Annotated in this window: 25 protein-coding genes and 1 riboswitch; of the genes, 11 read left to right on the top strand and 14 right to left on the bottom strand. The window is 70.0% G+C overall.

Annotated features, from left to right (window positions below):
- Positions 1–143: 143 nt before the first annotated feature.
- Positions 144–1,037 carry a CAP domain-containing protein gene (locus ACWD3H_RS32860; protein WP_451957740.1) on the bottom strand — a complete coding sequence of 298 codons (894 nt, stop codon included), beginning with the start codon at positions 1,035–1,037 and terminating at the stop codon, positions 144–146.
- Between the two features lie 334 nt (positions 1,038–1,371).
- On the opposite strand from ACWD3H_RS32860, the gene ACWD3H_RS32855 reads away from it, so the two are divergent.
- On the top strand, positions 1,372–2,769 hold the full coding sequence (locus tag ACWD3H_RS32855) for an MFS transporter (protein ID WP_451957739.1): 1,398 nt from the start codon (positions 1,372–1,374) through the stop codon (positions 2,767–2,769).
- 64 nt (positions 2,770–2,833) lie between these two features.
- Here the strand turns inward: ACWD3H_RS32855 and ACWD3H_RS32850 are convergent, their stop codons facing one another.
- The gene (locus tag ACWD3H_RS32850) at positions 2,834–3,382 is read right to left on the bottom strand and encodes a DUF1707 and FHA domain-containing protein (protein ID WP_350914725.1); all 549 of its coding nucleotides are present in this window, start codon (positions 3,380–3,382) and stop codon (positions 2,834–2,836) included.
- A gap of 88 nt (positions 3,383–3,470) precedes the next feature.
- On the opposite strand from ACWD3H_RS32850, the gene ACWD3H_RS32845 reads away from it, so the two are divergent.
- The 3 genes from ACWD3H_RS32845 (at position 3,471) to ACWD3H_RS32835 (ending at position 7,507) form a co-directional block, all read left to right on the top strand.
- A complete protein-coding gene (locus tag ACWD3H_RS32845; RefSeq protein ID WP_350966208.1) occupies positions 3,471–3,992 on the top strand; it encodes a PadR family transcriptional regulator in 522 nt (173 codons plus the stop codon).
- Positions 3,993–4,131: 139 nt separating this feature from the next.
- Positions 4,132–4,839 (top strand): ABC transporter ATP-binding protein, encoded by a 708-nt coding sequence (locus ACWD3H_RS32840; RefSeq protein ID WP_355568004.1) that lies wholly within the window; start codon positions 4,132–4,134, stop codon positions 4,837–4,839.
- A 40-nt stretch (positions 4,840–4,879) separates the two neighbouring features.
- Positions 4,880–7,507, top strand: coding sequence for an FtsX-like permease family protein (locus tag ACWD3H_RS32835; protein WP_451957738.1), 2,628 nt, complete (start codon positions 4,880–4,882; stop codon positions 7,505–7,507).
- An 89-nt stretch (positions 7,508–7,596) separates the two neighbouring features.
- On the opposite strand, the gene ACWD3H_RS32830 is transcribed toward ACWD3H_RS32835, so the two are convergent.
- Complete coding sequence (locus ACWD3H_RS32830; RefSeq protein ID WP_350914735.1) at positions 7,597–8,451, bottom strand: hypothetical protein; 855 nt, start codon at positions 8,449–8,451, stop codon at positions 7,597–7,599.
- Between the two features lie 232 nt (positions 8,452–8,683).
- Between ACWD3H_RS32830 and serA the strand changes: the two genes are divergently transcribed.
- On the top strand, positions 8,684–10,273 hold the full coding sequence (gene serA, locus ACWD3H_RS32825; RefSeq protein WP_451957737.1) for a phosphoglycerate dehydrogenase: 1,590 nt from the start codon (positions 8,684–8,686) through the stop codon (positions 10,271–10,273).
- Between the two features lie 595 nt (positions 10,274–10,868).
- Here the strand turns inward: serA and ACWD3H_RS32820 are convergent.
- Positions 10,869–11,465, bottom strand: coding sequence for a C40 family peptidase (locus ACWD3H_RS32820; protein WP_355568163.1), 597 nt, complete (start codon positions 11,463–11,465; stop codon positions 10,869–10,871).
- Positions 11,453–11,683, bottom strand: a riboswitch (cyclic di-AMP (ydaO/yuaA leader). (Overlaps the previous gene by 13 nt.)
- Positions 11,684–11,824: 141 nt before the next feature.
- On the opposite strand from ACWD3H_RS32820, the gene ACWD3H_RS32815 reads away from it, so the two are divergent.
- Positions 11,825–12,871, top strand: a complete 1,047-nt coding sequence (locus ACWD3H_RS32815) for a 3-isopropylmalate dehydrogenase (protein ID WP_451957736.1) — start codon at positions 11,825–11,827, stop codon at positions 12,869–12,871.
- A 171-nt stretch (positions 12,872–13,042) separates the two neighbouring features.
- Positions 13,043–14,137 carry a branched-chain amino acid aminotransferase gene (locus tag ACWD3H_RS32810; RefSeq protein WP_355568156.1) on the top strand — a complete coding sequence of 365 codons (1,095 nt, stop codon included), beginning with the start codon at positions 13,043–13,045 and terminating at the stop codon, positions 14,135–14,137.
- 318 nt (positions 14,138–14,455) lie between these two features.
- Here the strand turns inward: ACWD3H_RS32810 and ACWD3H_RS32805 are convergent, their stop codons facing one another.
- Both ACWD3H_RS32805 and ACWD3H_RS32800 read right to left on the bottom strand, forming a co-directional pair.
- On the bottom strand, positions 14,456–15,049 hold the full coding sequence (locus ACWD3H_RS32805; RefSeq protein WP_355568153.1) for a Uma2 family endonuclease: 594 nt from the start codon (positions 15,047–15,049) through the stop codon (positions 14,456–14,458).
- A 102-nt stretch (positions 15,050–15,151) separates the two neighbouring features.
- Entirely contained in the window at positions 15,152–15,805 is a 654-nt protein-coding gene (locus ACWD3H_RS32800; protein WP_355568150.1) for an O-methyltransferase, read from the bottom strand.
- A gap of 277 nt (positions 15,806–16,082) precedes the next feature.
- Between ACWD3H_RS32800 and cimA the strand changes: the two genes are divergently transcribed.
- Positions 16,083–17,657 carry a citramalate synthase gene (cimA, locus tag ACWD3H_RS32795; protein WP_350914750.1) on the top strand — a complete coding sequence of 525 codons (1,575 nt, stop codon included), beginning with the start codon at positions 16,083–16,085 and terminating at the stop codon, positions 17,655–17,657.
- A 153-nt stretch (positions 17,658–17,810) separates the two neighbouring features.
- Here the strand turns inward: cimA and ACWD3H_RS32790 are convergent, their stop codons facing one another.
- Entirely contained in the window at positions 17,811–19,448 is a 1,638-nt protein-coding gene (locus ACWD3H_RS32790; RefSeq protein WP_451957735.1) for a heparinase II/III family protein, read from the bottom strand.
- Positions 19,449–19,704: 256 nt separating this feature from the next.
- On the opposite strand from ACWD3H_RS32790, the gene ACWD3H_RS32785 reads away from it, so the two are divergent.
- Complete coding sequence (locus ACWD3H_RS32785; protein WP_451957734.1) at positions 19,705–20,301, top strand: HD domain-containing protein; 597 nt, start codon at positions 19,705–19,707, stop codon at positions 20,299–20,301.
- Between the two features lie 102 nt (positions 20,302–20,403).
- Here the strand turns inward: ACWD3H_RS32785 and ACWD3H_RS32780 are convergent, their stop codons facing one another.
- Genes ACWD3H_RS32780 through ACWD3H_RS32750 form a run of 7 tightly spaced genes read right to left on the bottom strand, consistent with a single transcriptional unit; the run spans position 20,404 to position 24,047 of the window.
- Complete coding sequence (locus tag ACWD3H_RS32780) at positions 20,404–20,805, bottom strand: antibiotic biosynthesis monooxygenase family protein (protein WP_355569973.1); 402 nt, start codon at positions 20,803–20,805, stop codon at positions 20,404–20,406.
- A gap of 52 nt (positions 20,806–20,857) precedes the next feature.
- A complete protein-coding gene (locus ACWD3H_RS32775; protein ID WP_355569970.1) occupies positions 20,858–21,445 on the bottom strand; it encodes an alkaline shock response membrane anchor protein AmaP in 588 nt (195 codons plus the stop codon).
- A 5-nt stretch (positions 21,446–21,450) separates the two neighbouring features.
- Positions 21,451–22,146: a DUF6286 domain-containing protein gene (locus ACWD3H_RS32770; protein WP_451957733.1), complete on the bottom strand. Its 696-nt coding sequence runs from the start codon at positions 22,144–22,146 to the stop codon at positions 21,451–21,453.
- Entirely contained in the window at positions 22,143–22,742 is a 600-nt protein-coding gene (locus ACWD3H_RS32765) for an Asp23/Gls24 family envelope stress response protein (protein ID WP_451957732.1), read from the bottom strand. Before ACWD3H_RS32765 ends, ACWD3H_RS32770 begins: the two co-directional genes overlap by 4 nt.
- Positions 22,739–22,927 carry a hypothetical protein gene (locus ACWD3H_RS32760; RefSeq protein ID WP_350914766.1) on the bottom strand — a complete coding sequence of 63 codons (189 nt, stop codon included), beginning with the start codon at positions 22,925–22,927 and terminating at the stop codon, positions 22,739–22,741. The genes ACWD3H_RS32765 and ACWD3H_RS32760 overlap by 4 nt, the downstream gene beginning before the upstream one ends.
- Positions 22,924–23,493, bottom strand: a complete 570-nt coding sequence (locus ACWD3H_RS32755; protein WP_451957731.1) for a hypothetical protein — start codon at positions 23,491–23,493, stop codon at positions 22,924–22,926. The genes ACWD3H_RS32760 and ACWD3H_RS32755 overlap by 4 nt, the downstream gene beginning before the upstream one ends.
- Before the next feature lie 53 nt (positions 23,494–23,546).
- Complete coding sequence (locus ACWD3H_RS32750; RefSeq protein WP_433365859.1) at positions 23,547–24,047, bottom strand: Asp23/Gls24 family envelope stress response protein; 501 nt, start codon at positions 24,045–24,047, stop codon at positions 23,547–23,549.
- Positions 24,048–24,308: 261 nt separating this feature from the next.
- Between ACWD3H_RS32750 and ACWD3H_RS32745 the strand changes: the two genes are divergently transcribed.
- Both ACWD3H_RS32745 and gltX read left to right on the top strand, forming a co-directional pair.
- Positions 24,309–25,085 (top strand): fumarylacetoacetate hydrolase family protein, encoded by a 777-nt coding sequence (locus ACWD3H_RS32745; RefSeq protein WP_350954330.1) that lies wholly within the window; start codon positions 24,309–24,311, stop codon positions 25,083–25,085.
- Between the two features lie 28 nt (positions 25,086–25,113).
- Positions 25,114–26,445 (top strand): glutamate--tRNA ligase, encoded by a 1,332-nt coding sequence (gene gltX / locus ACWD3H_RS32740; protein ID WP_451957744.1) that lies wholly within the window; start codon positions 25,114–25,116, stop codon positions 26,443–26,445.
- Positions 26,446–26,470 lie beyond the last annotated feature (25 nt).

Genomic DNA, 26,470 nt, shown 5'->3' with positions numbered 1-26,470 from the left:
CGACGAGTTCACGTCGCGGGGGCGCGGGCCGTTCCGGTGAGAGTGGCCGACCGGCCCTCCCGCCCTGGCCGGGGCGGGAGAGCCGGTCGGACGCCGGGTCCGGCCGGGCTGGGCGCCCGCCCGGATCCGGTGCCCGGTGGTGCTCAGTGCTTGGCGAAGTTCTGGGTCCAGTAGATGCCCTGGGAGCCGGTGGCCACGCCCACCCCGAGATGGGTGTAGGCGCAGTTCATGATGTTGGCCCGGTGACCGGAGCTGTCCATCCAGCCCTTCACCACTTCGGCAGGGGTGCGCTGGCCCCTCGCGATGTTCTCGGCCCAGGCACGCATCGGGCTGAACCCGCTCGCCTTGATGCGGGCGGTCATGTCCCGGCCGTCGAGTGAGGTGTGGCTGAAGTAGTTCTTGGCCGCCATGTCGGCGGAGTGGCCCTGCGCGGCCGAGCGCAGCTGGGGGTCGGAGACGAGTGGAGCGCAGCCGCCCTTCTGCCGCTCGGCGTTGGTCAGGCGCACCACCTCCTCGGAGACGGCGGACCCTCCTCCCGGTGCGGGGGTGGGGGCGGTGGTGGTGGGGGACGGTGCCGGTGTCGGCTTGGTGGTGGCAGTCGGGCTGGGGACCGGGCCGGGGGTCGGAGCGGTCGCGGTGGGGCTCGGGGCCGGGGTGGCCGCGGGGGAGCAGGCCAGCCTGGCGGCCTTGGAACGGCTGACGTTGCCCCGGTAGTCGGTGACGACGGAGTAGTAGACGCCGGGGGCGCACGCCAGTCTCACGGTCACCCGCCCGTTGGTCCCGCGCAGGGAGGCGCTCTTGACGACCGGGTCGGCGCCGGCCACGGCGCGCTTGATGCGGATGCGGACCAGCGCGGTGTCGTCGCAGCCCAGCCGGGCGGCGGAGGCCTGGATCCGTCCCGCCGCGGTGACGTACGGCTTGGCGGCGTACACGCGGCACTCGGCCGGTGGGGCGGCCGCGGCGTGCGCGGTGGCGATCGGCGTGCTGAGGGCCGCCAGGCTCCCGAGGCACAGCAGTACCCCTAGCGGTCTGCGCATGTCGGTTCCTCCAGTTGGTGAGACGCTGGACGGTTCCGCATTCTGTCGGGGACAGATCGGCCTTGTCAGCAAATTACCGACATTAATTATGGGCTCCAGGTAAACCGGAGTGATCACATAGGCGTCTGGGGCCGATGATGCACCGGTCCAAATTTGGGGCGATCTACCGTGGAAAGTCCCTTTGTGGCCTGCCTGAGCTGGACATTCATGACATCGGCCGGTATGGAGATCGACTGGGCCGGGTGCGGCGAAGGGTGCCCCTCGGAGCGGAAGGGAAAAATATTCACGTTGCCCGGGGCCTACCAAGCGGTCACTCGCTGCGATTGAATGTGGCATGATCTCCCCGGCGCCATCCCCCGCCGTCGTCACCGTGCCGCGCGGCGTGCGCATCGGCTACGGTGTCGGCTCAATCTGCACCGCGACCTTCTCCACCGTCCCCGGGCTGCTGCTGCTCTTCTACATGACGAACGTGCTGGCGGTTCCCGCCTGGATCGCCGGGGTGGTGGCCTTCCTCCCCAAGCTCTGGGACATGTTCATCAACCCCTGGGTGGGTCAGCGCTCCGACCGGACGGTCTCCCGCTTCGGGGCCCGCCGCCCGTGGATGCTGCTGGGCGCGCTCACCCTGCCGGTGACCTTCGCGCTCACCTTCGCGGGCCCTCCGCTCACCGGCCTGTCCGCCGCGCTGTACGTCGGCCTCTGTTACTTCCTCACCGCGACGGCCTATGCCTTCTACGAGGTGCCGTACAAGGCGATGCCGGCGGAGATGACCGACGACTACCACGAGCGCTCCTCCCTGCTGCAGTGGAAGATGGTCTTCGTCGGTCTGGGGATCCTGCTCTCCGGGGCCATCGCGCCGATGATCGCGGGCACCGAGGTCTCCGGCTACCGGACGATGGGGCTGGTCGTCGGCGCGGCGCTGCTGCTGTCGATGCTCGCCGCCTTCTTCGGCACGGCCCGCGCCCCGATGGTCGCGCGGGCCGAGGCGGAGCCGTCGCTCGGCGCCCAGTTCACCGCCGCCCGCTCGAACGGGACGTTCATGGTGCTGCTCGGCCTGAGCTGCGCCCAGATGCTCGCGGCCGGGATCATGCTGGCCGGCTCGCCGTACTTCGCCACCTACACGCTGGGTGATCCGGCGGCGACCACCACGCTCTTCCTGGGCATCGTCGGCCCGCTGCTGATCACCATGCCGCTCTGGGTCTGGCTGTCCAAGCGTTACGACAAGCGCGGGGCGATGATCCTGTCGTCGGCGCTGTTCACGGTGGGCACCGTCGGGATGGCCTTCTCGGGGCCGCTCGGCTCGGCGTACGCGCACGCCTGCGTGCTTCTCGTCGGCATCGGTTACGCGGGTTTCCAGCTGCTGCAGTTCTCGATGCTCTCGGACGTGATCGTCCATGACACGCTGGTCACCGGAAAGCGGCGTGCGGGGGTGTTCACCGGGCTCTGGACCGCCGCCGAGACCGTGGTCTTCGCGTTCGGCGCGCTCATCCTCGGCTGGCTGCTCGGCGCGACCGGATTCGTGGAGTCCGACCCCGCCACACCGGTCGCGCAGCCCGAGTCGGCGACCACGGCCGCGCTGTATGGTGCGACGCTGCTGCCCGCGCTGCTGATGGTGGTCAGCATCCTGCTGACCACGCGCTACACCCTGACCGCGGAGAAACTCAGGGAGGCCGGAGCCGGGGTGACCAAGGCAGCGGAGCCCGAGGCCGGAGCGGCGGAGACCCAGGCCGACTGAGGAAGATGACCGGGCCCGGTTCGGGGCGATCGCGGCCCGGCCCCGGGAGGGCCGGGCGGTGGGGTCATGACAACAGCTGAGGCGTGATCATCAGGAAGCCGCAGTCGCCGAAGGAGACGACGTCGCCCGGCCGGACCTTCGCCGGGCCGACCAGGCGCCAGTCGTTCAGCCGGGTGCCGTTCAACGAGCCGAGGTCGACGAGGACCCAGCCGTCCTCGTCGCGGCGGAGCTCGGCGTGCACCCGGGAGACGGTCAGGTCGGCGAGGACCAGGTCGCAGGCGGAGCCCCGGCCCACCACGTAGCGGGCCCGGTCGTCGGCGGGCAGTGCCAGCCTGGGCAGTCTGGGACGCCGCCAGGCCGACTCCACCCGCTTGGTGAAGTCGGAGGCCGAGGCGACGACCTCGGTGATCATGCGGCGGAACCGGCCGCGTTGCGGCAGGTCGGCGACGAGATTGTCGAGTTCACCCTGGTTGCGCGCGCGCAGGGCCATATCGACGCGACCGAGGAACGTGTCGTGCGACAGATGCCCCTCGACAGCACGGTCACGGAGCTCGTTGATCGCACGATCGCGATCCCCGTCGGAGGCGCGGGACGGGGGATGCGTCGAGCTCATCCTCCGAGTATCGGCCCCAAGGGCGGAACCTGTCCAGAATATGCAGATCTCTTGCAACTGACATACTGGGTATGCATACTCAGTATGTATGGCGATTCGACAAGGGCTCCTCGCCCTGCTGAGCCAGGGACCTCGCTACGGCTACCAGTTGCGCGCCGAGTTCGAGGCGTCGACGGGGGCGACCTGGCCGCTCAACATCGGTCAGGTCTACACGACGCTCTCCCGGATGGAGCGCGACGGCCTGGTGAGCCCCGGCGAGCAGGACGAGCAGGGCCGGGTCGTCTACTCGATCACCGAGGCCGGTCGGGCCGAGATGGAGCGATGGTTCGGCACCCCCGTCGTCCAGTCGGACCGGCCTCGGGACGAGCTGGTCATCAAGCTCGCGATGGCGGTCACCGCCGCCGCGGACGTACGGCCGATCATCCAGGCCCAGCGCACCGCGACCATGCGCACGCTGCAGGAGTTCGTCCGCGCCAAGCGCGCGAACGTCGAGGGCCCCGCCCAGCGGCTGGTGCTCGACTCGATGATCTTCCAGGCCGAGGCCGAACAGCGCTGGCTCGACCACTGCGAGGCCGTGCTCACGGCCACTGCCGAACCTCCGACCCCCTAGGCGCGGGCTTTCCGGAAACAGGCCCGGGAACGCCAGGTCCCGGCCACGGGATCTCGACGCGGGCCCTTCAGACGTAGGAGACAGACTTGACATCCTTCCCCCACTCGAATCCAGCGCTCCGGATGCCGGAGGGACCCAGATGACACTCGGCCCCGTCGTGCGGCTCGCCGAGGTGACCCGTACGCACGGTGAAGGCCCGCAGGCCGTGACGGCACTGCGCGGGGTGAGCCTCGACGTCGAGGCCGGAGAGCTGGTCGCGGTGATGGGCCCCTCCGGGTCGGGCAAGTCCACCCTGCTCAACCTCGCCGGGGGGCTGGAGAGGCCCACTTCCGGATCGGTGACCGTCGAGGGCACGCCGCTGGCGAGCCTGTCGGTACGGGAGCTCGCCGGGCTCCGGCGCAGGCACGTGGGCTACGTCTTCCAGGACCTCAACCTGATTCCCTCGCTCACCGCGCTGGAGAACGTGACCCTCCCGCGCGAGCTGGACGGGGTCGCCTTCAAGGCCGCCCGCCGAGAGGCGCTGGAGGTGCTCGCCGAGGTCGGCGTCGGCGAGGTCGCCGACCGCTTCCCCGACGAGATCTCCGGCGGCCAGCGCCAGCGGGTCGCCATCGCCCGCGCGCTGGTCGGGGAGCGGCGACTCCTCCTGGCCGACGAGCCCACCGGCGCGCTGGACACCCCGACCGGCGACGACATCCTCCGGCTGCTGCGCACCCGCTGCGACGCGGGAGCCGCCGTGCTGCTCGTCACCCACGAACCCCGCTACGCCGCCTGGGCCGACCGGGTGGTCTTCCTGCGCGACGGCGAGATCGCCGACTCCACCGCCGTCCCCCTGGAGAGCGCCCGATGAGCGCGCGAACGGACATCCGGCTGCGAGGCGGGAGGAACACATGAGCGCCCTCCTCGCCGCGTTGCGGATCTCCCGCAGGGACGCCCTGCGGGCCGGCGGCCGCAGCGCGCTGATCATGCTGATGATCGGTCTGCCCGTCCTCGTCATCACGGGTTTCCTGACCCTGGTCGAGACCGCCGACATCAACCCCCGCGAGGGCCTCGGCGCGGAGCTCGGCACGGCCGACGCCCTGATCCGGGTCGCCTCGGTACAGGGGGAGGTGAGGCAGGACATCAGAGGCCGGATGTGGTCGAGTAACGGCGAACTCAATGGCCGCGCACCGTTCTGGACGCCGGCCGAGCTAGGAAAGCTCCTCGGGCCCGGGGTCCGGTTCCTCCCGGCGAACGAGGGCAGCGTCGACTACCTGGCCGCCGACGGCCGCGACCACGTGAGCGCGCGCGAGGTGGACCTGCGAGACCCTCTGACGGCGGGAATGTACCGCCTGCTTGAGGGCCGGTTCCCGGCCTCCGCCCAGGAGATCGCGGTGACCTCGGAGCTACTGGGGCGGGGGGCTCGCCTCGGCGCGCCGCTGGGGGTCACGCGGGACAGGAAACCGATGAGGGTCGTCGGTGTGCTCGAGCACCCGCACCGGACCCGTGCCACGGAGATCGTCGGGCTCCCCGGCACCCTGCTCTTCGCCCGGCCAGGAACCCAGGGCACGAACTGGCTGGTCGACACCCCGGGACCGGTCACCGGGGCCGTCGTCCAGCGGCTGAACGCGGTCGGACTCCTGGTCCAGTCCCGCGCCGTCATCGAGAACCCGCCCGACCGCGACTGGCTCACGCTCACGCCTTCGGGCAATGAGAACCGGCCCGTGGCGATCGGACTCGCCGGGGTCATGATCGTGCTGGAGGTGGTGCTGCTGGCCGGCCCCGCCTTCGCGGTCGGCCTCCGGCGCCGCCACAGGGAACTCGCGCTGATCGCCGCCCAGGGCGGCTCACCGAGGCAGCTGCGCCTGATCGTCCTCGCTGACGGTGTCGTTCTCGGCGGCGGGGCCGCGGCGCTCGGTCTGGTCCTCGGCGTGGGCCTGGCGTCGCTCTCGGCCGCCCTGGAGGCGGGCCGGCTGATCGGCGCGATCGGCCCACTGGAGATCCCCTGGCTCCCGATCGTGGGCGTCACCCTGCTCGGCGCGGGAAGCGGGGTGGTCGCCGCCCTGGTGCCCGCCGTACAGGCGGCCCGGCAGGACGTGGCGGCGGTGCTCGGCGAGCGCCGGAGCATGGTGCGCGACCGGGTGGGCCGCCCGGTGCTGGGCCTGATCCTCCTCGCGGCCGGAGTCGCGGCGACCGTCCTGTCCATCAGGTACGACGTGGTCTGGGTCTTCGCCGCCGCGGTCCTCACCCAGTTCGGGCTGGTCGCACTGGCACCGAGGCTGGTCAGGAGTGCCGCGGCCCTGGCCGCCCGGCTCCCGCTGCCCTTCCGGCTGGCCGCCCGCGACGCCTCCCGCCACCGGGGCCGCACCGCTTCCGCCGTCGCGGCGGTGATGACCGCCACGGCCACGGTCGTCGCGGCCGGCATCGCGGTGAACAGTAACTTCGCCCAGAACCGGGACGCCTTCCAGGCGGTCGTCCCGGCCGGGAGCACGACGATCGAGGCCGGTGACCTCGACGACGACCGGTGGGCCACGCTGAGAGCCACCGTCGGGCGCGTGCTGCCCGGGGTGCCACTGGTCGAGGCCGCCGTGGTCAAGGACACCAGGGGGGCGTCCGTCTGGATGGAAATCCAGCCCACCGCTGAGAACGCCGAGGACGAGAGGAGACGCTTCTATGGAAATCTTCCCATCGGAGACGAACGGCTGCTCACGCTCGTGCAGGGACGGCGGGACCCCGTGGCGGCGGCCGCGCTCGCCTCGGGAAAGGCAGTGGTGTTCGATCCCCGCCTGGTGCGGGACGGGAAGCTCACCCTGAACCCCGTCGTGACGGCGACCGCGGCCCCCTTGGGAGAGGCCGTGGTGTTCGACGACGGAATCGCGATACCCAGGAAGATCGTGGTTCCCGCCGTCCTGGCCAGGGCCGCCGATCCCCGGCACGCCGTCGCGGTGCTGCCGCTCGCCGCCGTACGGAACGCCGGGCTGAAGACCGAGCCCCGCGTCCTGTACGTCGACCCGGCCGCACGCCGGCTAACCGAACGGCAGGGAGTGGCGCTGAAATGGGAACTCGCGGCAGTGGTTCCCGGGGCCGACCTCTACGTCGCCGTCGAGCGCGGATTCCAAGGCGACATCGCCCCCGAGATGTGGCTGCTCCTGGGCGCGGCGGTCATCCTGGTGCTGGGTGGCACGTTCGTCGCCACCGGGCTCGCGGCGGCGGACATGCGGCCCGACCTCACCACGATGGCCGCCGTCGGGGCGCCGCCAGGCACACGCAGGCTGGTCGTCGCCGGGCAGGCCGGGTTCATCGCGGGGCTTGGCGTGCTGATCGGCGCGGTGGCTGGCGCCGTGACGGGAGTCGCCGCGACCTGGCCTATGACGGTTCGGACACACGGGGTCTTCTCATTCCTCCCGCCGGGCGTGCCGACGGTCGAGATCCCCTGGCTTCTCCTCGCGGCCGTGGTGATCGGTCTGCCGGTGCTGGCGGCTCTGCTGGCGGGGGCGTTCACCCGTGCGAGGGTGACCCTGACCCGCAGGACCGGCTAGCGCCCGCGGCCTCTCGCGGCACGACGCGCTACCTGCCGGTCCCGACCCGTGGGACCGGCGGGAACGTGCGGTGTCCCGCGGGCCCGGAGTCAGTCGGTGACGTCGGCGCAGACCACGTGCGCGCCCAGCTCGACCATCCGCTGCTCGCTGCGGGCGTCGGCGACCCTGGCCATCAGGATCGGCGCCTCGCTCGCGGCGAGCTGCGGCAACCGGGCGCGCACCCCGCGATGGATGTCCCTGACCACGTCCTCGGCCGCCGACATGTGCACCTTCACGTGCAGCATGATTCCCGGGGCGCCGGAGGAGGTGCTGGCCTCGGAGATCCACACGTGATGGACGAGCGGGTAGTCGACGAGCAGGTGCGAGATCGCGGCGCGCAGCGCGGGCAGGATCGGGTGCTCGCACCGCCGGTAGCCGGGATCCACCATCTGCATCGGCCCCGACAGGTGGGGCCGGGGCGCGGGGATCCACGGCTGGGCGGGCGCGGCGGGCACCGGCGTTCTCTGCGGGCGCACCGGCGCGGGACGCGAGACCGTGGCCATCGCCCCGGTCGCGTACGCCGTCGGCGTCGCGCTCGACAGCACGGGCGCGGGGCCGCTGCGCTTCGAGAGCAGGTACCGCTGGAGATCCTCGATCGGCACGGCCGCGGCCGCGGGTCCCGCCGCGTCGATCACTATCTCCCGCACGCCGGTGACCCGCTGGATGTCGAGGACCGTGTCGGCGTCGCACGCCGACAGTGAGTGGCCGCCACGGTGCCGCGCGTAGGTGTCCGCCGAGGTGTACCCGAGCAGGACACGCTCACCGGCCTGCGTCGTGCCGAGCACGACGGAGCGGTCAGGTCGCACGGCGACCAGGAGTCCCCATTCGGCAAGCGCCGCCAGCAGCCGGTGCGGCTCGCCGTGCTGCGCGAGTACGTTGCCGAGAGCGGGGTTCCCGATGCTCATATGAGGAACGATAGGTAGTGACCCACGGCTTATCAGGGTAATCGCGAAGTTTTCTTAGGATCAAGACCAACTTGAATTTTTGGCGCATGGGATGCGTCAGGGGCGGGTACCGGCGTGCTGGATCATGGAGGCGGTCGCGTCTCGCATCTCGGGACACTCGTGAATACGTTCACAAGCGCCGATAGACTACGTGAGGTCCGTGCACCCTCACCGCCTAGTAAGGATCCAGCCTGTGAACAAGCCCGTCGTACTGGTCGCCGAGGAACTTTCCGAGGCCGGTCTCGCGGTCCTGGGCGCGGACTTCGAAGTCCGCCACACCGACGGCGCCGACCGTGCCCAGTTCCTGCCCGCGCTCGCCGACGTGGACGCGCTCATCGTGCGCAGCGCCACGCAGGTCGACGCCGAGGCGATCGCCCACGCGCCCAAGCTCCGCGTCGTCGCCCGCGCCGGTGTCGGTCTGGACAACGTCGACGTGGAGGCCTCCACCAAGGCAGGCGTCATGGTGGTCAACGCGCCGACCTCCAACATCACCAGCGCCGCCGAGCACACCGTCGCGCTGATCCTCGCCTCCGCCCGCAACGTCGCCCAGGCGCACTCCGCGCTCAAGGGCGGCGAGTGGAAGCGCTCGAAGTACACCGGCGTGGAGCTCGACGAGAAGGTCGTCGCCATCCTCGGTCTCGGCAAGATCGGCCAGCTGGTCGCGCAGCGCCTCCAGCCGTTCGGCGTCGAGCTGATCGCCTACGACCCCTACCTGCAGCCGGCCCGCGCCGCGCAGATGGGCGTCCGCCTGGTCACGCTGGAGGAGGCCCTGCGCGAGGCCGACTTCATCACGGTGCACCTGCCCAAGTCCAAGGAGACCATCGGCCTCATCGGTGACAGGGAACTGCACGCGGTCAAGCCGAACGTCCGCCTCATCAACGTCGCCCGCGGCGGCATCATCGACGAGAACGCCCTCTACTCCGCGATCAAGGAGGGCCGCGTCGCCGGGGCCGGCATCGACGTGTTCCCGAAGGAGCCGGTCACCGACAGCCCGCTCTTCGAGCTCGACCAGGTGGTCGTCACCCCGCACCTGGGCGCCTCCACCCACGAGGCCCAGGAGAAGGCCGGCACCCAGGTGGCGCGTAGCGTGAAGCTCGCCCTGGCCGGGGAGTTCGTGCCCGACGCGGTCAACGTCCAGGGCGGCGCCGTCGCCGAGGACGTCAAGCCGGGCCTGCCGCTGGCCGAGAAGCTCGGCCGGGTGTTCACGGCTCTCGCGGGCGAGGTCGCCACCAAGCTCGACGTCGAGGTACGCGGCGAGATCGCCGCCCACGACGTCCGCGTGCTGGAGCTGGCCGCGCTCAAGGGTGTCTTCACGGACGTGGTCGAGGACTCCGTCACCTACGTCAACGCCCCGCTGCTGGCCAAGGACCGCGGCGTCTCGGTCGAGCTGGTCACCAGCGCCGAGAGCCCCGACTGGCGCAACGTCGTGACGGTCCGCGGCGTCCTCGCCGACGGCCGTGCGGTCTCGGTCTCCGGCACCCTGTCGGGTCCGCGGCAGATCACGAAGATCGTCGAGGTCAACGGCTACCAGATGGAGATCGAGCCGACCGACCACCTGTCGTTCTTCACCTACACCGACCGCCCCGGCGTCGTCGGCGTGGTCGGACGCATCCTCGGCGACCACTCGATCAACATCGCCTCGATGCAGGTGGCCCGGGACGTCAAGGGCGGTAAGGCTCTCATCGCGCTCACCGTCGACACCGCCATCCCGGCCGACGTGATCGACCAGATCGGCGCGGAGATCGGCGCTGACAGCGGCCGCTCGGTCGACCTGGCCGACTAGGGCCTGTCCCGCGGATCTTGCCGTGGCGAGGATCGGCCAGGTGGTGTCTCGCAAGGCGGAGGAGGGAGCCGTAGCGTGCTGCGGTGACCGACGACAACGCGGCGAGGCGCCGCCTGGGCGACCGCAGTAGGCAAAAGATCCACCGAGGTGGCCGCCGCCCCGCACTGTGGGGCGGCGGCCACCTTTCGTCTCAATATGTGAGAAGTGTGTACGCCGGGCGAGACGGTGTTCCGGCCGCCAGGTAGCCTGGGATGAAATGCGCCAGGTCCCAGCCTGCCGCGACGGGGCCTGACAGGGGTGGGCCGGCAACTCTCCGGCGCCACGCCCCAGATCACCGGTCCGTGATCCGGACCCGTGACATCAGGCCTGGTCGGAGCCCTGATCGGAGTCTCGACCATTGCCCCTGCTCGCATGCGACCGAGACGAGATTCGCCATGTACGACATGTATCCCTGGAACCACGCCGAAGAGGTCAAGGACGAGGCCGCCGAGGCGCTCCAGACCGCCCTGGACCGCCGGGACAACGGTGGTTCCCCCATCCACTGAACCTGTTCCCAGTGCCGGCGGGGGTCCCGCGGCTGATCAGCCGGTGTGTCTCATCCGCCGGTCGCGATCTCGATCTGCTCGGTCGACTTGACCCCCTGCGGATCGGGGCGCACCGCGCCGACGAAGGAGGACCGGCGCCAGGCGCTGAGCTTCTCCTCCTTGACCACGTCGCCGCTTCGCGGGGCGTGGACCATGTAGCCGGGTCTGGTGATCATGCCGACATGGCCGAGGCCGCTGAAGAAGGCCAGGTCACCGGCCTTGAGGTCCTTCCAGGCGATCTTCTTGGAGAAGGCGGCGTACTGGTCGGTGGTGACGCGGGGCAGCTTGATCCCGGCGGCGCCGTAGGCGCGGAGCATCAGGCCTGAGCAGTCGAAGCCGCCGTTGCCGGTGCCACCCCAGACGTAGGGCGTGCCGCGCTTGGACATGGCCCACTTCACGGCCTTCTGCCAGGCGGGCCTGGGGGTCGCGCTTTTCAGTGCCGCCTTCAGCCTGACGGTGCCGAGCGCGGGAACTTCGGGGGAGGGGAGAGGGGAGGCGGCCAGGGCCGCAGTCGGCGCCATGGCCGAGGCCGCGAACACCGCGGCACCTGAGACGAGAATGGACAGGACGCGGGAGTACATCTTGCCGGACAGGATGATTCCTTCCATAAGGCCGGCCGGGTGAGCTGTCGGGCTCGGGCGTGGAGGCCGCCCTACGGCGCGAGAGTGCGCCGATTCGCCCCAAGGAATCCCGTGATGGCGGCCGGGAGCGCGCTCCGGGGGAGGAGCGGGTTCCCGGGGGCCCGGTGGATCCCGGAAAAAGTGGTTCCCCGGCTCCGTACGGGCCGGTAAGGGGATGGTCCGTACGGATTAGGCGTCGATGTGAATGGGGAGGACGATAACGAAACCTCGCGAAACGGTCAATAGGGAGCAAAAAAGGACAAAGTGATCACACGGGTGGACGCGCGGACACGTCCGAAGAGTGAGACCGGTGTTCGATCACCGAGACGGACAGGTAAGGTGCCTGCATGGATTCGCGTAACATTCGCCTGGCGGTCATCCCCGGGGACGGGATCGGAGTCGAGGTCGTCACCGAGGGCCTGAAGGTCCTCGAAGCGGTCGGCACCAAGGTGGAGACCACCACGTACGACCTCGGAGCCAAGCGCTACCACGAGACCGGCGAGACCCTGCCCGACCCGCTGCTCGACGAGCTACGCGGATACGACGCGATCCTGCTCGGCGCGGTCGGCGACCCCAGCGTGCCCCCGGGCATCCTGGAGCGCGACCTGCTGCTCAAGCTCCGCTTCCAGCTCGACCACTATGTGAACCTCCGCCCGGTCAAGCTCTTCCCCGGCGTCGAGACGCCGCTGGGCAAGGCCCGCCCCGAGGACATCGACATGATCGTCGTCCGGGAGGGCACCGAGGGCCCCTACGCCGGTGCCGGAGGCGCCATGCGCCGCGGCACGCCGTACGAGATCGCCACCCAGGAGTCGCTGAACACCGCCTACGGTGTCGAGCGCGTGGTGCGTTACGCCTTCGAGAAGGCGGTGGCCCGCCCCCGCAAGAAGCTGACGCTGGTCCACAAGACCAACGTGCTCACCTACGCCGGTGACCTCTGGGCCCGCACGTTCGACCGGGTCAGCGTGGAGTACCCCGAGGTCCAGACCGACTACTGCCACGTCGACGCGGCCTCGATGTTCTTCGTCAGCCAGCCGGAGCGCTTCGATGTGATCGTCACCGACAACCTCTTCGGTGACATCCTCACCGACATCGGCGCGGCGATCGCCGGTGGCATCGGCCTGGCGGCCAGCGGTAACGTCAACCCCGACCGCACCGCGCCGAGCATGTTCGAGCCGGTCCACGGCAGTGCCCCCGACATCGCGGGCCAGGGCAAGGCCGACCCGACCGCCACCATCCTGTCGGTCGCCATGCTCCTGGACCACCTGGGACTGGCCGACGAGGCGGCCCGGGTCGAGCAGGCCGTCGCCGACGACCTGCTCGAGCGGCTGGCCGGCTGGGCCGGCCGGACCACCCAGGAGATCGGTGACGACATCACCGCGCGAGTAGCCGGCTGAGGAAGCCGCCCCCTCGACCCCGATGCGCCTGGCGGCTCCTACGAGCCGCCGGGCGTTTTTTGTTTCCCACGCACTGCCGGTTTTCGGCATGGATGCAGTAGTTTCCCGTTACCCGGTCCAACGCAGAATGGACCCGAGGGTAAGCCAGACATCAAGATAAGGATCCGCGTCATGACCACCGCTCAGAAGCTCAGCTTCGACGTGCAGCTCTCCGACCACGCTCGCACCGCGGCCGAGCGCGAGCAGGTAATGGTGGCTCCGGGGTTCGGCCAGGTCTTCACCGATCACATGATCTCGATCGACTACACCGAGGGCGAGGGCTGGCACGACGCCCGGCTCATGCCGTACGGCCCGCTCAGCCTCGACCCCGCGACCGCGGTCTTCCACTACGCGCAGGAGCTCTTCGAGGGCATGAAGGCGTACCGCCAGCAGAACGGCGCGATCGTGACGTTCCGCCCCGAGGCCAACGCCGCCCGCTTCAACACCTCCGCGCTGCGGATGGCCATGCCCGAGCTGCCCGAGGAGACGTTCGTCGAGTCGCTGGAACTGCTCGTCCAGACCGACCGCGAGTGGGTGCCGACCACCCCCGGACACAGCCTCTACCTGCGCCCTTTCATGATCGCCACGCAGCCTGCGCTCGGGGTCAACTACCCCTCCAGGAGCTACAAGTACATGGTGATCGCCTCTCCGGCGGCGGCCTACTTCGGTGGCGGGCAGGCGGTCAGCGTCTGGCTCTCCACCGAGTACACCCGCGCGGCCCCCGGCGGCACCGGCTTCGCCAAGTGCGGCGGCAACTACGCGGCGGCCTTCGTGGCCCAGCGCCAGGCCGTCGAGCAGGGCTGTGACCAGGTGGTCTGGCTGGACGCGAGCGAGCACCGCTACGTCGAGGAGATGGGCGGGATGAACCTGTTCTTCGTCTACGGCGACCGCCTGCTGACCCCGGCGCTCACCGGCACGCTGCTGCCGGGCATCACCCGCGACTCGATCCTCGCCCTGGCCTCGGACCTCGGCCTGCGGGCGGAGGAGGGGCGGCTGTCGATCGAGGAGTGGCAGCGGGGCTGCGAGTCGGGCGAGCTCACCGAGGTCTTCGCCTGCGGCACCGCCGCGGTGGTCACCCCGGTCGGCTCGGTCAAGGGCGCCGACCGCGCCTGGACGATCGGCGACGGCACCCAGGGGCCGGTCACCGAGCGGATCCGCGAGGAACTCGTGGGCATCCAGTACGGTTCCCGCCCGGACCCGCACAACTGGGTCCACAAGATCTGCTAGTCCCGTTTTCCGCATGTGCTGCATCGTTGCAGGTCAGCAGCTATATCTGATCTCAGTGCCGCGGGTAATCACCCCGGGTCAACCGGGGTCACGTGCGGAACACAGGGCCAGTCCCGCGTGCGACCTTGATGGGTTTTTGCTCTTGTGTGGCACCTGACCTGTGACGGGATCCCCAGGTGTGAAGTGGGAACGATGCGGTGACAGGTGCTGCGTAAGGGGGCGAGGAGATCCGGCCAACACGTTCATGCCGGTCACCGTGGGGGCCCCAGCCGGAGGAGGCCCGGTCTCCAACTGGCCAGGCCTCCTCCGCGGGCAGGGCTATCCTTCGGGCAGTTCGTCGGTGTCGATCGTGAGGTTCCACGGCTCGGGAAGTTTCAGGGAGCCGCCGAACTTGACGATGTTTTCCTGCTGGTACCCCTTAGGGCTGGGGCTGCTGAGAAGCCGGATCTGCTCGTCGAAAGCATCGATGACGAGATAGAGCGGGACACCTGCCAACGCGCAGTTTTGCGGCTTGACGACGTGATCGTCGTTGACGCTGCTTGGGGAGACCACCTCCACCACGAGCAGCGTGACGTCACCGTAGACCTCGTTCTTGTCCCACATCCTTGGATTACGTGGCACGACGGTGAGGTCGGGGCGGTAACGTTCGGCTTGAGGGCCGAGATGGATCTTGATGTCGTTCCAGATCTTCCAGCCATGCTCGGTCACCGTGCCGAGAAGGTGGGTGAGAACCCAGAAGACGATGTTGTTGTGGCTGTCGGTAGGCAACTCCCTCACCACGATCCGGCCGTTGATGAGCTCGACGCGCCGGTCAGGCCATTGCTCGCACATCTCTGGGAGTCGCCTGACAAGTTCATCGCGGAGATCTTCTTGTGGTGCTCTCTCGGTTGGTCGATCCAGAACCTTGGCCATGCGGTCATCCTTCCCTCCGTGCGGATGGGCGCAACGTGTTTGCCATGTCGCTTAAAGTAATCGGAAAGATTCCCGCCCGCCCGGGATTCGGAAAAGTTCTCGTCAGTGCTTTCGAATCATGGTGAGGCCGTCGGCGATGGGGAGCATGATCGAGGTGACCCGCCCGTCGGCGCTGACCATGTCGTTGAACTCGCGGATGTGCCTGACCGTCTCGTCGTCCCTGCCGGGATCGGCGACGTGGCCGCTCCACAGCGTGTTGTCGACGAGGATCACCCCACCGGGGACCAGCCGCGACATCAGGATCTCGTAGTAGACGGGATAGTTGACCTTGTCGGCGTCGATGAACGCCAGATCCACCCCGGGGTGCTCGGGGAGCTCGCGCAGCCGCTCGGCCGCCGGGCCGATCCTCAGCTCGATGCGGTCGGAGACCTGCGTCTTCTCCCAGTATCTCCGGGCGACCGCCGTCCACTCCTCGCTCACGTCGAAGCAGGTGAGCCGGCCGCCGGGGGCGAGCCCACGGGCGAGGCAGATGGAGGAGTAGCCGGTGAAGGTGCCCACCTCCACCGCGTTCCCGGCGCCGCCGATCTGGGCGATCATGGTGAGGAAGCGCCCCTGGTCGGGGGAGATCTGCATTCCCGCGCTGTCGCCGGTCAGCTCGCGGGTCTCGACGGCGAGCGCGTCGAGGACGTCGTCGGGCAGGGTGGTGTGCGCGAGCAGATACTGCCCCACGGCGGGGTCGAGGTAGGTCGCCTTCATGGGCCTCATTCTGGTCGGTACGAGGTGGTCGCGGGGGGTGAACCCGAGCCGTGTCGGCGGATCGCGGGTCTCAAATCCTAAGATCGATGTGTCAGATGCTGTCAGCGTGTGGCAGACTCCAAAGCATCATGTTCTACGGTCTGCTCATTATCGGCAGGCGCGCTGGCTGAAAAGGGACACCGCCAGCGCGCAGACCTCTCACGTCCGTGAGGGGTTTTTTTGTTTCTCGGAGCCGAATGAGCGCGCGGCGAATCATCGAACCGCGAAGGAGAACGACATGGCCGACGACCGCTTCCACGTGTACGACACGACCCTCCGTGACGGAGCCCAGCAGGAGGGGCTCAATCTCACGGTGGCCGACAAGCTGGCCATCGCGCGTCACCTGGACGGCCTGGGCGTCGGTTTCATCGAGGGTGGCTGGCCGGGGGCCAATCCCAAGGACACAGAGTTCTTCAGGAGAGCTCAAACAGAGCTCGACCTGAAGCACGCGCAGCTCGCCGCGTTCGGCGCGACCCGCCGGGCAGGTGTGAAGGCAGCCGACGACCCGTTGGTGGCCGCGCTGCGCGAATCCGGCGCGCCGGTCGTGACCCTTGTCGCCAAGAGTCACGACCGGCACGTGGAGCTGGCCCTCCGCACGACCCTGGAGGAGAACCTCGCGATGATCCGCGACACGGTCTCCCACCTGCATGCGGAGGGACAGCGGGTCTTCCTCGACGCCGAGCACTTCTTCGACGGCTACAAGTCCAACCCGGCGTACGCGCTGGAGGTGCTGCGCACCGCCGCCGAGGCGGGAGCCTCGGTCATCGCGCTCTGCGACACCAACGGGGGCATGCTCCCCGACGAGCTGGCCGAGGTCGTGCAGGCCGCCGTCGGCACGTCCGCCAGGATCGGCATCCACTGCCACGACGACACCGGCTGCGCGGTCGCCAACTCCCTGGCCGCGGTGAAGGCGGGCGCGACACACGTGCAGGGCTGCGCCAACGGCTACGGGGAGCGCTCGGGCAACGCCAACCTGTTCACGGTCGTGGCCAACCTGCAGCTCAAGCGGGGATTCGACCTGGTGCCGAGGGAGGCGCTGGCCGACATGACCAGGATCGCCCACGCGATCACCGAGGTCACCAACGTCACCCCCAACTCCCACGCCCCCTACGTCGGGGTCTCCGCCTTCGCGCACAAGGCCGGGCTGCACGCCAGCGCGATCAAGGTCGATCCCAACCTCTACCAGCACATCGACCCCGCCGAGGTCGGCAACGACATGCGCATGCTCGTCTCCGACATGGCCGGACGCGCCTCGGTCGAGCTCAAGGGCCGCGAGCTGGGCTACGAGCTGGCCCCCGACACCTCTCGGGAGCTGGTGATGCGGGTCAAGGAGATGGAGTCGAAGGGCTACACCTTCGAGGCCGCCGACGCCTCCTTCGAGCTGCTGCTCCGCGACACCGTCGCGGGCGAGCGCAGGCGTCACTTCCAGGTCGAGTCCTGGCGAGTGATCGTCGAGCAGAACCGCGGCGGCGAGGTCGTCAGCGAGGCCACCGTGAAGCTGCACGCCAAGGGCGAGCGGATCGTCGCCACCGGCGAGGGCAACGGTCCGGTCAACGCCCTCGACCGGGCCGTACGGCAGGGACTTGAGCGGCTCTACCCCGAGCTGGCGGGGGTCGAGCTGATCGACTTCAAGGTGCGCATCCTGGAGGGCACGCACGGCACCGACGCCGTCACGCGCGTGCTGATCACCTCCAGCGACGCGGCCGGGGAGTGGTCCACCGTCGGTGTCGACGAGAACATCATCGAGGCGTCCTGGCAGGCGCTGGAGCAGGCCGTCACCTACGGCCTGCTGCGCGCCGGCCACACCGACTGAGGCGGCCCCCGAAGGGCGCGTACGGGAGACCCTCCGGAGGGCGTGGCCGGGCGGCTCAGGTCGGGGTCGCCCAGCCGGGCGCCCTCCTGACCCGGCGGGCGTGAGCGGCCCCGGGCGCCCCCGGCCGGGCCGGTCCTGCCGGGGGCGAGGCCGTCAGGAGAGGTCGGCGCCGCCGACGCGGAAGCTCACCGGGCCCTCGGAGGTCTCCACGCTGACCTTGCCGCCCGCGCAGGAGAGCGACGGCGTGCCGGTGCCGGGCACCAGCACGGTCAGCACGGAGTCGCCCGAGGCGGGGGCGACGACCGCGGGCGCGGGGTGCCTCTGCAGGTAGGCGGAGGAGACCCAGCCCTGGTAGGGGTTCTTCTGGCCGCGGATCACCTTGAGCCCGCCGACCGGCTTGCAGGAGGGCATCGAGACCTGCACGAGCGTCGCCTTCCAGCCTGCCTTGTCCTTCACCACGACCTGGCCGCCGCTGTTCGAGACGGTGGACAGGTCGCGGGAGAAGTGCCAGATGTTGCGGACCGAGGAGCCCTTGGGGACCGTGTCCAGCACGGCCATCAGGTCATTGCCGTGGTTGACGAGCACCGAGCGGGTCCTGGGCACGCCGTAGGCCCTGTCGGTCAGCCGGTAGCTCTGCCGCTCGGACCCGATCGAGGATCTGCTCAGGGTGGTGGCGGTCTTGCCGCGGAACCCGGCCCCGGACACGATCGAGGTGTTGTGCGCCTCGGCCGACATCGTCCAGTGCCGGTAGCCGCTGTTCTCGTACGAGTCGAAGCCGACGTCGACCAGGACGTCGCGGCCCTGGGCGTAGTAGGTCACGCCCAGGTGGTCCTCGTGGCCGTGGTACTTCATGCCGGGCCCGAAGCGGATGGAGTAGAACGCCGACTCGGGCTTGTCCCAGGCGGTGCGCCCGTAGACATAGCCGTTGCCGAACACCCGCACCGTCTTCTTCGGGTGGGAGTAGCCGACGGGCCGCACGTCCGCGCCGCCGTCGCCGATCGGGACCATGAACCCGTCGGGCTGGGTGGAGTGGGAGATGAAGTCCTCCAGCGACTCCCAGCGGCGTGCGATGTCGGCGGGCACCTTCCGCCCGCACGACTTGATGTTGTCCATCGCGACCTTCAGCCGCTCGTAGACGTAGATCGCGTAGCGGGGGGCCTGCTCGCGCAGCGCGCCCTGGGAGTCGACGTCGAGCTTCACGGTCTCGGTGAGCCGCCTGATCGCGAGGCTGGACCACTGATCCCGGCCATAGCGGCAGCCGATGCCGAGCAGCGCGATGTCCTGGTCGATGCCGTGGTTGTGACCCTTCTCGTACAGCTTCGGGTCCGACAGCATCTTGGCGTGCTCGGCCAGGCTGCGGGAGAGCCACGACTCGTTGACGTGCTTGCTGAGGCAGACCAGCGCGGGGGCGCGCAGCGCGATCGGGTGCTCCTGCCAGGCGTACGGGCTGGCCCCCGCGCCGCCGCGGGGGTTGTCGGCCACCCAGTCCTTGGCGATCTCGACGGCCCGCGCCAGGTACGCCTCGTTGCCGTTCGTCTCGTAGTCGGCGACGAGGCGGCCCATCCAGCGCAGCGAGTGGAAGACCATGCTCCAGGAGCGGTTCCGGTAGGGGTCGGTGCGCCAGTCGACGTTCTTGCCGATCTTCACCGGGGCCAGGTCGAGGAAGGCGACCTCGCCGTTCATGATGTCCGCCGCCGTCGGTGTGGCCGGTAGCCAGTCACCCTGGCACTCGGCGGTGCGTTTTACCTCCCGTGCTTCCGCGGTGCCGGCCGTGGCGCCACAGGTCGTCAAGAGGACAAGGGAGAGAGCGAGTGCTTGTGTGCGGCGGCGCACGCCAGTTCCTTCCGGGCCGAACGAGGGGAGTGGATCATGCTGTCCGAATCCCACCAAAACGGTCAAGTCGGGATGGGTGCTTCCGGGACATCGTTAGCAACTAGATGCGGGTTTCCCAGGTTTCCCAGGTTTCCCGGCGCGAGTGGCCTGATCCTGCCGGTCGATGTTCCTGCGGCCACTCGCGGGCGTAACCGCGTTTCGGCAGGCTGGGCATATGAGACTCACCGACATCGTGATCCCCGACACACCGGCCGCCCGCGGCGCGCTGGAGGTGGCGACCGCCTACTGCTCGCCCGCCCTGCTCAACCACTCCGTGCGCGCCTACCTGTGGGCGGCGGCCTACGGTGCGATGAACGACATCGCCTTCGACGCCGAGCTGCTGTACGTCGCGTCGATGATGCACGACATCGGCCTGGTCAAGGAGTTCGACAGCCACACCGTGCCGTTCGAGGAGGCAGGGGGCCATGTCGCATGGGTCTTCGCCGCCGGGGCCGGATGGCCCGTCGAGCGCCGCGTGCGCGCGTCGGAGATCGTCGTACGCCACATGTGGGACGGCGTGGACCCCGGGTGGGATCCCGAGGGGCACCTGCTCGAACTGTCCACCGGGTTGGACATTTCCGGGCGGGGGTCGGAGGACTTCCCCGCCGGGCTCCGGGCCGAGGTGCTTGAGCGTTACCCCAGGCTGGGGATCGGCCCGGAGTTCGCCGGGTGCTTCGCGGACCAGGCCGCGCGCAAGCCGGACAGCCTGGCCGGGCGGTTCGTCCGCTCGGGGATCGCCGAGCGGATCGCCGCCAACCCTCTGGACCGTTGAGCGGGTAGGCCCCGCTCCCGGAAACGAGGGGAGCGGGGCCTACCCGCTCAACGCGGACTCGGAACCCGGCCGGGGCCGGTCGGGCGCCCCCTCGGCGAGCGATCAGGCTCCGGGCGCGGGCCCGGTGCTCTGTACGACTTCAAACGACCACAGCTCGGCCCCGGAGGCTGCCGGGCCCTGCCCGTGGCCGTGCCCCTGGGCCGGGCCGGCCGCCTCCTGCCCATGCCCATGCCCGTGACCCTGGCCCTGACCGGCCTCGGCGGCGGCCTGGGCGTGGCCGCGCTGGAAGGCCTGGCTCTCGGTCCAGCGCTTGAAGTCCTCATCGGAACGCCAGCGGGTGTAGACCAGGTAGCGGTCGGTGCCGTCCACCGGGCGGAGCAGTTCGAACCACTCGAACCCGTCCGCGGACTCGACCACTCCCGCCCGCCCCGAGAAGCGGCGCTCCAGCTCCTCGCGCATCTCCGCGGACACTGTCAGCACGTTTATCTTCACGACCGAAGGCACATCGTCTCCTCGAAGCGTTGGTTTCCCTGATCACCCTATGATCGGCGCTCCGTCAGGTGACGGTCCTGCGGGGGTGCGGCGCGTCCCCCAGGCTCACCCGGGCGACGGCGGGTATGCGCTCGGTCTCCAGGGTCTGGCGCATGTGCGGGATGACCACCCCGCTCAGCTGCTCGCGGACCGCGCTCATCGGCGCGTCCTCGGCGACCGCCACCCGCATCCGGACGGCGGGGTGCTCGCTCGTGCCGATCATCGCGGCGGTGGCGCCGATGATCGAGGGGTGCGAGCCCGCCTCGGCGGCCGCCGCGTCGGTCACGCTGTGCGCGTCCACCTCGGTGATCCCGGCGGGACCGCCGTCCAGGCGGATGCCGCTCAGCCTCCGGCGGCGTCCCTGGACCAGCAGCCAGCGCAGGCCGAACAGCGCGAGCACTATCGCCGCCGCGGCGACCACCCACCACAGCCACGGGTCGTAGCGGGCGAACGCCGCACGCGTCTGGGCGTCCACGAGTGGTCCGCGGGCGGACGCCACGGCCGGAGGGAACGCCCCCGCGCCGCGCGCCATCACCAGGGCGCTCAGGGCCATCAGCGCCAGTCCCACGAGCAGCAGCCCCAGCCGGTTGCCCCGGGCGGTCTTGTCGTCCATGGCGCTCACTTCCCTCGCAGGTGCACGTGGACGGGATGGTTCCAGACGGGGGAGAGCGCGGCGATCCGCACGGTCACCGCCTCCCGTACGGCGTCGGCCAGTCCGGTGGTGTCCCGGACGCCGCTGCGGGCGTTCACTCGCACGGTCTTCCCCACCAGCCGTACCTTGGCCTGGTCCACCCCCTGCACCCGCTCGGCCGTGTGGGCCAGCGACCGGGCGAAGCCCCGGCGCTGCATGCCGATGACCAGGTCCTTGTCGCCCGTCCGCACCGGGATCAGCGTGGGCCGTCCCGGGATGAGCGCGAACAGCACCAGCAGCAGGCCCAGCAGGCCGACCAGGCCCGCGCCCGCCATCACCTGCCGGTCGCTCCACGGCGTCGACGACGCCCAGGTGAGCATCCGGTCGTAGGGCAGCAGGCGCAGCGGGTGGCCGACCAGCGCGGAGATGACCTCCAGCGCCACCAGGACGCCGATCGCCGTCATCACCACGGCGGTGATGACGGCGGGGACCACCCGGCGCGGGCGGAAGGCCCTGACCGCCGCGCGGTCCGCGGAGGCGTTCCTCGCCACCTCGTCGGGTGCCCGCGACGCGGACGGCTCCACGAACGCCGCGCCGGGTGCGGCCGGAATCTCCTCGGTCGGCCCCGTCTCGGAGACATGCTCGGAGAAGGGCTCAGCCGGGCCGGGGGTCTGGGAGGTCATTGCCCTTCCTCCCGCGACGGGACGTCGGTCCCGTGGGCCGCCGCGTCCGGTGTCCGGAAGTCGGGCCGGTTCCCGCCCTCGGCCGGCGAGGCCTCGTATGAGGTCTCACGCGAGACCTCATACGAGGTCTCGGGCGGGCTCTCCGGAGCGCGGATCACGTTGGTGACGTCGATGTCGATGTAGCCGACGTCCATGCCGGTCAGTGTCATGACCCGTTCGGCGACGTGGCGCCGGACCTCGTCGGCCACCTCGCGGATCGGGGCCGGATACTCCATGGTCACGTCCAGCTGGAGCGTCGCGAGCGTGCCGTCGACGGCGGCGCGGGTGCCTCCGCGGAGGGACAGCGGCCCCCGCTCGCCGACCTTCCGCACCCGTGCCACCTCCCTGGCCGCGCCGGCCGCGATGCGCGACACCACCCGGTCGGATATGTCGGTTCTGCCACGCAGCTCGGCCGGTACGGCCGACTGGGCGGGTACGGCGGGCGGCGCGGACCGCCCGGTCTCGGCGAGGGCGGAGCCCGTCCGGCCGGCGGGGAGGTCACCTGAGTCCGCGGCCGCTCCCGAGGAGGTGGCGTGGTGCTCGACGGGGGTGTTCATCGCCGTCTCGCCGAGATCCGGGACAGGTTGACCTCGCCGACCTCCGCGAAGTGGCCGAGGAGGAATCCGATGGCGCCGAGCACGAGCACCAGCAGGAATGCCCAGAAGCCGCCGAAGGCTCCGGCGAAGCCCAGCAGAACGCCGACGATCGTGCCGAGCACGGACCACACTGGGAACTTGTTCATGTCAAACCTCCGATATGGACATTCACCGGCAGGTCATCCGCCAGCGGGGCGACCGCCGCACGTACCTCGTCGGCGATCTCCGGCAGCGGGCGCCCCAGCCTGACGACCACCGAGATCTCGATCCCGTCCTCATGAAGCGCGACGCCGGGCACCCTCTCGCCGGGCAGGTAGGTCGCCACCGTCCCGAACGGGCCGCCCGAGAGGTCGACGACATCGGGGCAGCGCCGTACGGCGTCGGCTATCCCGTGCGCGAGACCCGCCTCCCGGCCGGCCGGTTCCCGCTCAGCGGCCGCGGCCGGTTCCTCGCGGGGCGGACTCGCCGTCTCGCCCGGTGTGGCGGCCGTCGTGCGGGCCGGGGCCCGTGGTCTCTGGGCGGGTACGGCCCCCGCCGGGGTCTGGGTGGCGGGCGGGTGGACCGGGTGCTCCGGTTTGTGCGCGGGCATGACGGTCGCCGGGGTCGGGTGCTTCGGATGCTCCGGTCCGTGCGCCGGGGTGGGCGGCCGGTGGGCCGGGTCACCCGGGTTGTTCGCGGGCGCGGCCGTCCGGCGGCCGGATCCCGCCGTCACCGGACGCGTCGCCTCCTCGCGGGCCGGGTCCTCAGGCCCGCGCGCCGGATCCCTCACTGGACGCGCGGCCCCGGCTCGGACGACTCCTCCGAGGAGTCCTTGTCCTGGCCGGGCATGTGGACGTCGGAGACCTTGATGTTGACCTCGGTGACCTCGAGCCCGCACATGCGCTCGATCGCCGTGATCACGTTGCGGCGTACGGCGGCGGCCAGGTCGGGAATGGCCATGCCGTACTCGACGACCACTTCGAGGTCGGCGGCGGCCTGACGCTCGCCCACCTCGACGGAGACCCCCTGGGTGATGTTCTGGTCGACACCGACCATGCCGCGTACCGCGCCCAGGGCTCGCGCGGTGCTCGCGCCCATGTTGTGCACGCCGGGAATCTCCCTGGCCGCCAGGCCCGCGATCTTCGCTACCACGCCGCTCTCGATGGTGGTGGTTCCCTTGGGAGTGACCAGGCCACCCTGGGATCCGGGACTGTCGGTGCGTGCCCGGGGCACGGATACCTCGTCGCCCTTGGGCCTGTTCACCGTGCTGGCTTCAGTCACGTCCATTCCTTCCCCCGAGGGAAGACCTTCTGGCTCCCCGATGCTGACAGAAACGGTCATACCCCCCATATGAACAGTAATCAGGACATACTTATTTTTAACTCAATCGTGGTCGTATCGGGAAAATAGGTTTTATGGGTATTTTTAGTTGCATATAGCCCAGATGGCTCGGCGATGTGATGGAGGAGGCCGGATGGGCGGAGGCGCGAACCTCCCGGAGGCGCGGGCGCGGTCAGCCGAGACCCGGAGCCCGACTAGCCTTGTCGTGTGCGTATAGCGAGGTTCTCCACAGGAGACGGTGTCGGGTTCGGGGTGGTCGAGGGTGGCCCAGGGGAGGAGTTCATCTCCGCGATCTCCGGTCATCCGTTCGGGCCGATCCAGTTCACCGGTGAGCGTCACTCGCTCTCCCAGGTCAAGCTGGTCGCGCCCATGCTGCCCAGCAAGGTCGTCGCGATCGGCAAGAACTACGCCGACCACGCCCACGAGATGGGCGGCGAGGTCCCCGACGAGCCACTGGTCTTCCTCAAGCCGTCGACCTCGGTGATCGGCTCGGGTGAGGCCATCGCCTACCCGACGACCCTGTCCCAGCGGGTCGACTACGAGGGGGAGCTGGCGGTGGTGATCGGCAGGCTCTGCCGGGAGGTGCCCCGAGAACGGGCCCACGAGGTCATCTTCGGCTACACCTGCGCCAACGACGTCACGGCGCGGGATCTGCAGAAGAAGGACGTCCAGTTCACCCGGGCCAAGGGCTTCGACACGTTCTGCCCGCTCGGCCCGTGGATCCAGACCGAGCTCGACCCGAGCGACGTCGGCATCGTCACGTCCGTGAACGGCGAGGTCAAGCAGAGCTCGCGCACCTCCAAGCTCATGTACGACATCCCCGCGCTGATCGCCCACGTGAGCGCGGTCATGACCCTGATCCCCGGCGACGTCATCCTCACCGGGACGCCGGAAGGGGTCGGCCCGCTCAGCGTCGGCGACGAGGTCAGCGTCTTCATCGAAGGAATCGGCACTCTCAGCAACCGGGTGGTCTCCCGTGATTAGGGTTCGTTTCGCCCCCTCGCCGACCGGCATGTTCCATGTCGGCGGCGCCCGCTCCGCGCTGTTCAACTGGGCCCTGGCCGAGAGGTCCGGCGGAAGGTTCGTGCTCCGCATCGAGGACACCGACGCCGCGCGCAACCGGCCGGAATGGACCGAGGGCATCATCTCGGCGCTCGCCTGGATCGGGATCAACGACGGCGCCCCGGCCTTCGAGGGACCCTACTTCCAGTCCTCGTACGAGAAGCAGCACCGCGAGGCCGCGGCCAGGCTGCTGGCCGAGGGCCGGGCCTACTACTGCACCTGCACCCGCGACGAGGTCAAGGCCCGCACCGGGTCCGAGCACCAGGGCTACGACGGCTTCTGCCGCGACCGAGGCCTGACCGAGGGCGCGGTCCGCTTCCGTACCCCCGACGAGGGCGTCACCGTGATCTCCGACCTGGTCCGCGGCACCGTCGAGTTCCCCAACAACGCGATGGAGGACTTCGTCATCGCGCGCGGCGACGGCTCCCCGCTCTTCGTGCTGGCCAACGTCGTCGACGACGTCGAGATGCGGATCAGCCACGTGGTCCGCGCCGAGGAGCACCTGTCCAACACCCCCAAGCAGCAGCTGCTCTGGGAGGCGCTCGGCGTCGCCCCGCCCACCTGGGCGCACGTGCCGGTCATCGTCAACGAGAAGCGCCAGAAGCTGTCCAAGCGCCGCGACAAGGTCGCCCTGGAGTCCTACCGCGAGGAGGGCTACCTGGCCGAGGCGATGGTCAACTACCTGATGCTGCTCGGCTGGGGCCCCGGCGACGACCGGGAGATCATGCCCTGGTCGGAGATGGTGCCGCTGTTCAGGCTGGAGGACGTCAACCCCTCCCCGGCGTTCTTCGACGAGAAGAAACTGCGCGCGTTCAACGGCGAGTACATCAGGGCACTGCCCCTGGAGGAGTTCATCACCCGCTGCGAGCCGTGGCTGGACCCGAGCTGGGACCGCGAGACCTTCGCCAAGGTCGCCGAGCTCGCCCAGACCCGTATCGCGGTCCTGTCCGAGATCACCGCGAACGTGGACTTCCTCTTCCTGGACGAGCCCGTCTTCGACCAGGCGTCGTGGGACAAGGCCATGAAGAGCTCCGCCGTGGAGATCCTCACCGGCTATCTCGCCCGCCTGGAGACGGTCGACATGGACCCCGAGTCGCTGAAGACCGCGCTGGAGGAGGTCGGCGTCGAACAGGGCCTCAAGCTCGGCAAGGCCCAGGCCCCGGTGCGCGTGGCCGTCACCGGCCGGACCGTGGGCCTGCCGCTGTTCGAGTCGATCGAGGTCCTCGGCCGCGAGCGCTCCATCGAGCGCCTCCGCGCCGCCCTCACGAAGCTCCAGGCCTGACCGGACCTCGCGGAGCGTCAAGGCC

Source organism: Streptosporangium sp. NPDC002607 (assembly GCF_053592655.1).
Note: the sequence above shows the minus strand (reverse complement) of the source record. Positions and strands in the feature narration are given on the sequence as shown.

Excerpts from the sequence above, each read along its gene's own strand:
- ACWD3H_RS32785 (WP_451957734.1), top strand. The coding sequence starts at position 19,705 with ATGAGACTCACCGACATCGTGATCCCCGACACACCGGCCGCCCGCGGC.
- ACWD3H_RS32765 (WP_451957732.1), bottom strand. The coding sequence starts at position 22,742 with ATGAACACCCCCGTCGAGCACCACGCCACCTCCTCGGGAGCGGCCGCG.
- ACWD3H_RS32855 (WP_451957739.1), top strand. The coding sequence starts at position 1,372 with ATGATCTCCCCGGCGCCATCCCCCGCCGTCGTCACCGTGCCGCGCGGC.
- ACWD3H_RS32810 (WP_355568156.1), top strand. The coding sequence starts at position 13,043 with ATGACCACCGCTCAGAAGCTCAGCTTCGACGTGCAGCTCTCCGACCAC.
- ACWD3H_RS32800 (WP_355568150.1), bottom strand. The coding sequence starts at position 15,805 with ATGAAGGCGACCTACCTCGACCCCGCCGTGGGGCAGTATCTGCTCGCG.
- ACWD3H_RS32805 (WP_355568153.1), bottom strand. The coding sequence starts at position 15,049 with ATGGCCAAGGTTCTGGATCGACCAACCGAGAGAGCACCACAAGAAGAT.
- ACWD3H_RS32845 (WP_350966208.1), top strand. The coding sequence starts at position 3,471 with ATGGCGATTCGACAAGGGCTCCTCGCCCTGCTGAGCCAGGGACCTCGC.
- ACWD3H_RS32860 (WP_451957740.1), bottom strand. The coding sequence starts at position 1,037 with ATGCGCAGACCGCTAGGGGTACTGCTGTGCCTCGGGAGCCTGGCGGCC.
- ACWD3H_RS32750 (WP_433365859.1), bottom strand. The coding sequence starts at position 24,047 with ATGGACGTGACTGAAGCCAGCACGGTGAACAGGCCCAAGGGCGACGAG.
- ACWD3H_RS32835 (WP_451957738.1), top strand. The coding sequence starts at position 4,880 with ATGAGCGCCCTCCTCGCCGCGTTGCGGATCTCCCGCAGGGACGCCCTG.
- ACWD3H_RS32815 (WP_451957736.1), top strand. The coding sequence starts at position 11,825 with ATGGATTCGCGTAACATTCGCCTGGCGGTCATCCCCGGGGACGGGATC.
- ACWD3H_RS32850 (WP_350914725.1), bottom strand. The coding sequence starts at position 3,382 with ATGAGCTCGACGCATCCCCCGTCCCGCGCCTCCGACGGGGATCGCGAT.
- ACWD3H_RS32760 (WP_350914766.1), bottom strand. The coding sequence starts at position 22,927 with ATGAACAAGTTCCCAGTGTGGTCCGTGCTCGGCACGATCGTCGGCGTT.
- ACWD3H_RS32820 (WP_355568163.1), bottom strand. The coding sequence starts at position 11,465 with ATGGAAGGAATCATCCTGTCCGGCAAGATGTACTCCCGCGTCCTGTCC.
- cimA (WP_350914750.1), top strand. The coding sequence starts at position 16,083 with ATGGCCGACGACCGCTTCCACGTGTACGACACGACCCTCCGTGACGGA.
- ACWD3H_RS32775 (WP_355569970.1), bottom strand. The coding sequence starts at position 21,445 with ATGGACGACAAGACCGCCCGGGGCAACCGGCTGGGGCTGCTGCTCGTG.
- ACWD3H_RS32840 (WP_355568004.1), top strand. The coding sequence starts at position 4,132 with ATGACACTCGGCCCCGTCGTGCGGCTCGCCGAGGTGACCCGTACGCAC.
- ACWD3H_RS32770 (WP_451957733.1), bottom strand. The coding sequence starts at position 22,146 with ATGACCTCCCAGACCCCCGGCCCGGCTGAGCCCTTCTCCGAGCATGTC.
- gltX (WP_451957744.1), top strand. The coding sequence starts at position 25,114 with ATGTTCCATGTCGGCGGCGCCCGCTCCGCGCTGTTCAACTGGGCCCTG.
- ACWD3H_RS32830 (WP_350914735.1), bottom strand. The coding sequence starts at position 8,451 with ATGAGCATCGGGAACCCCGCTCTCGGCAACGTACTCGCGCAGCACGGC.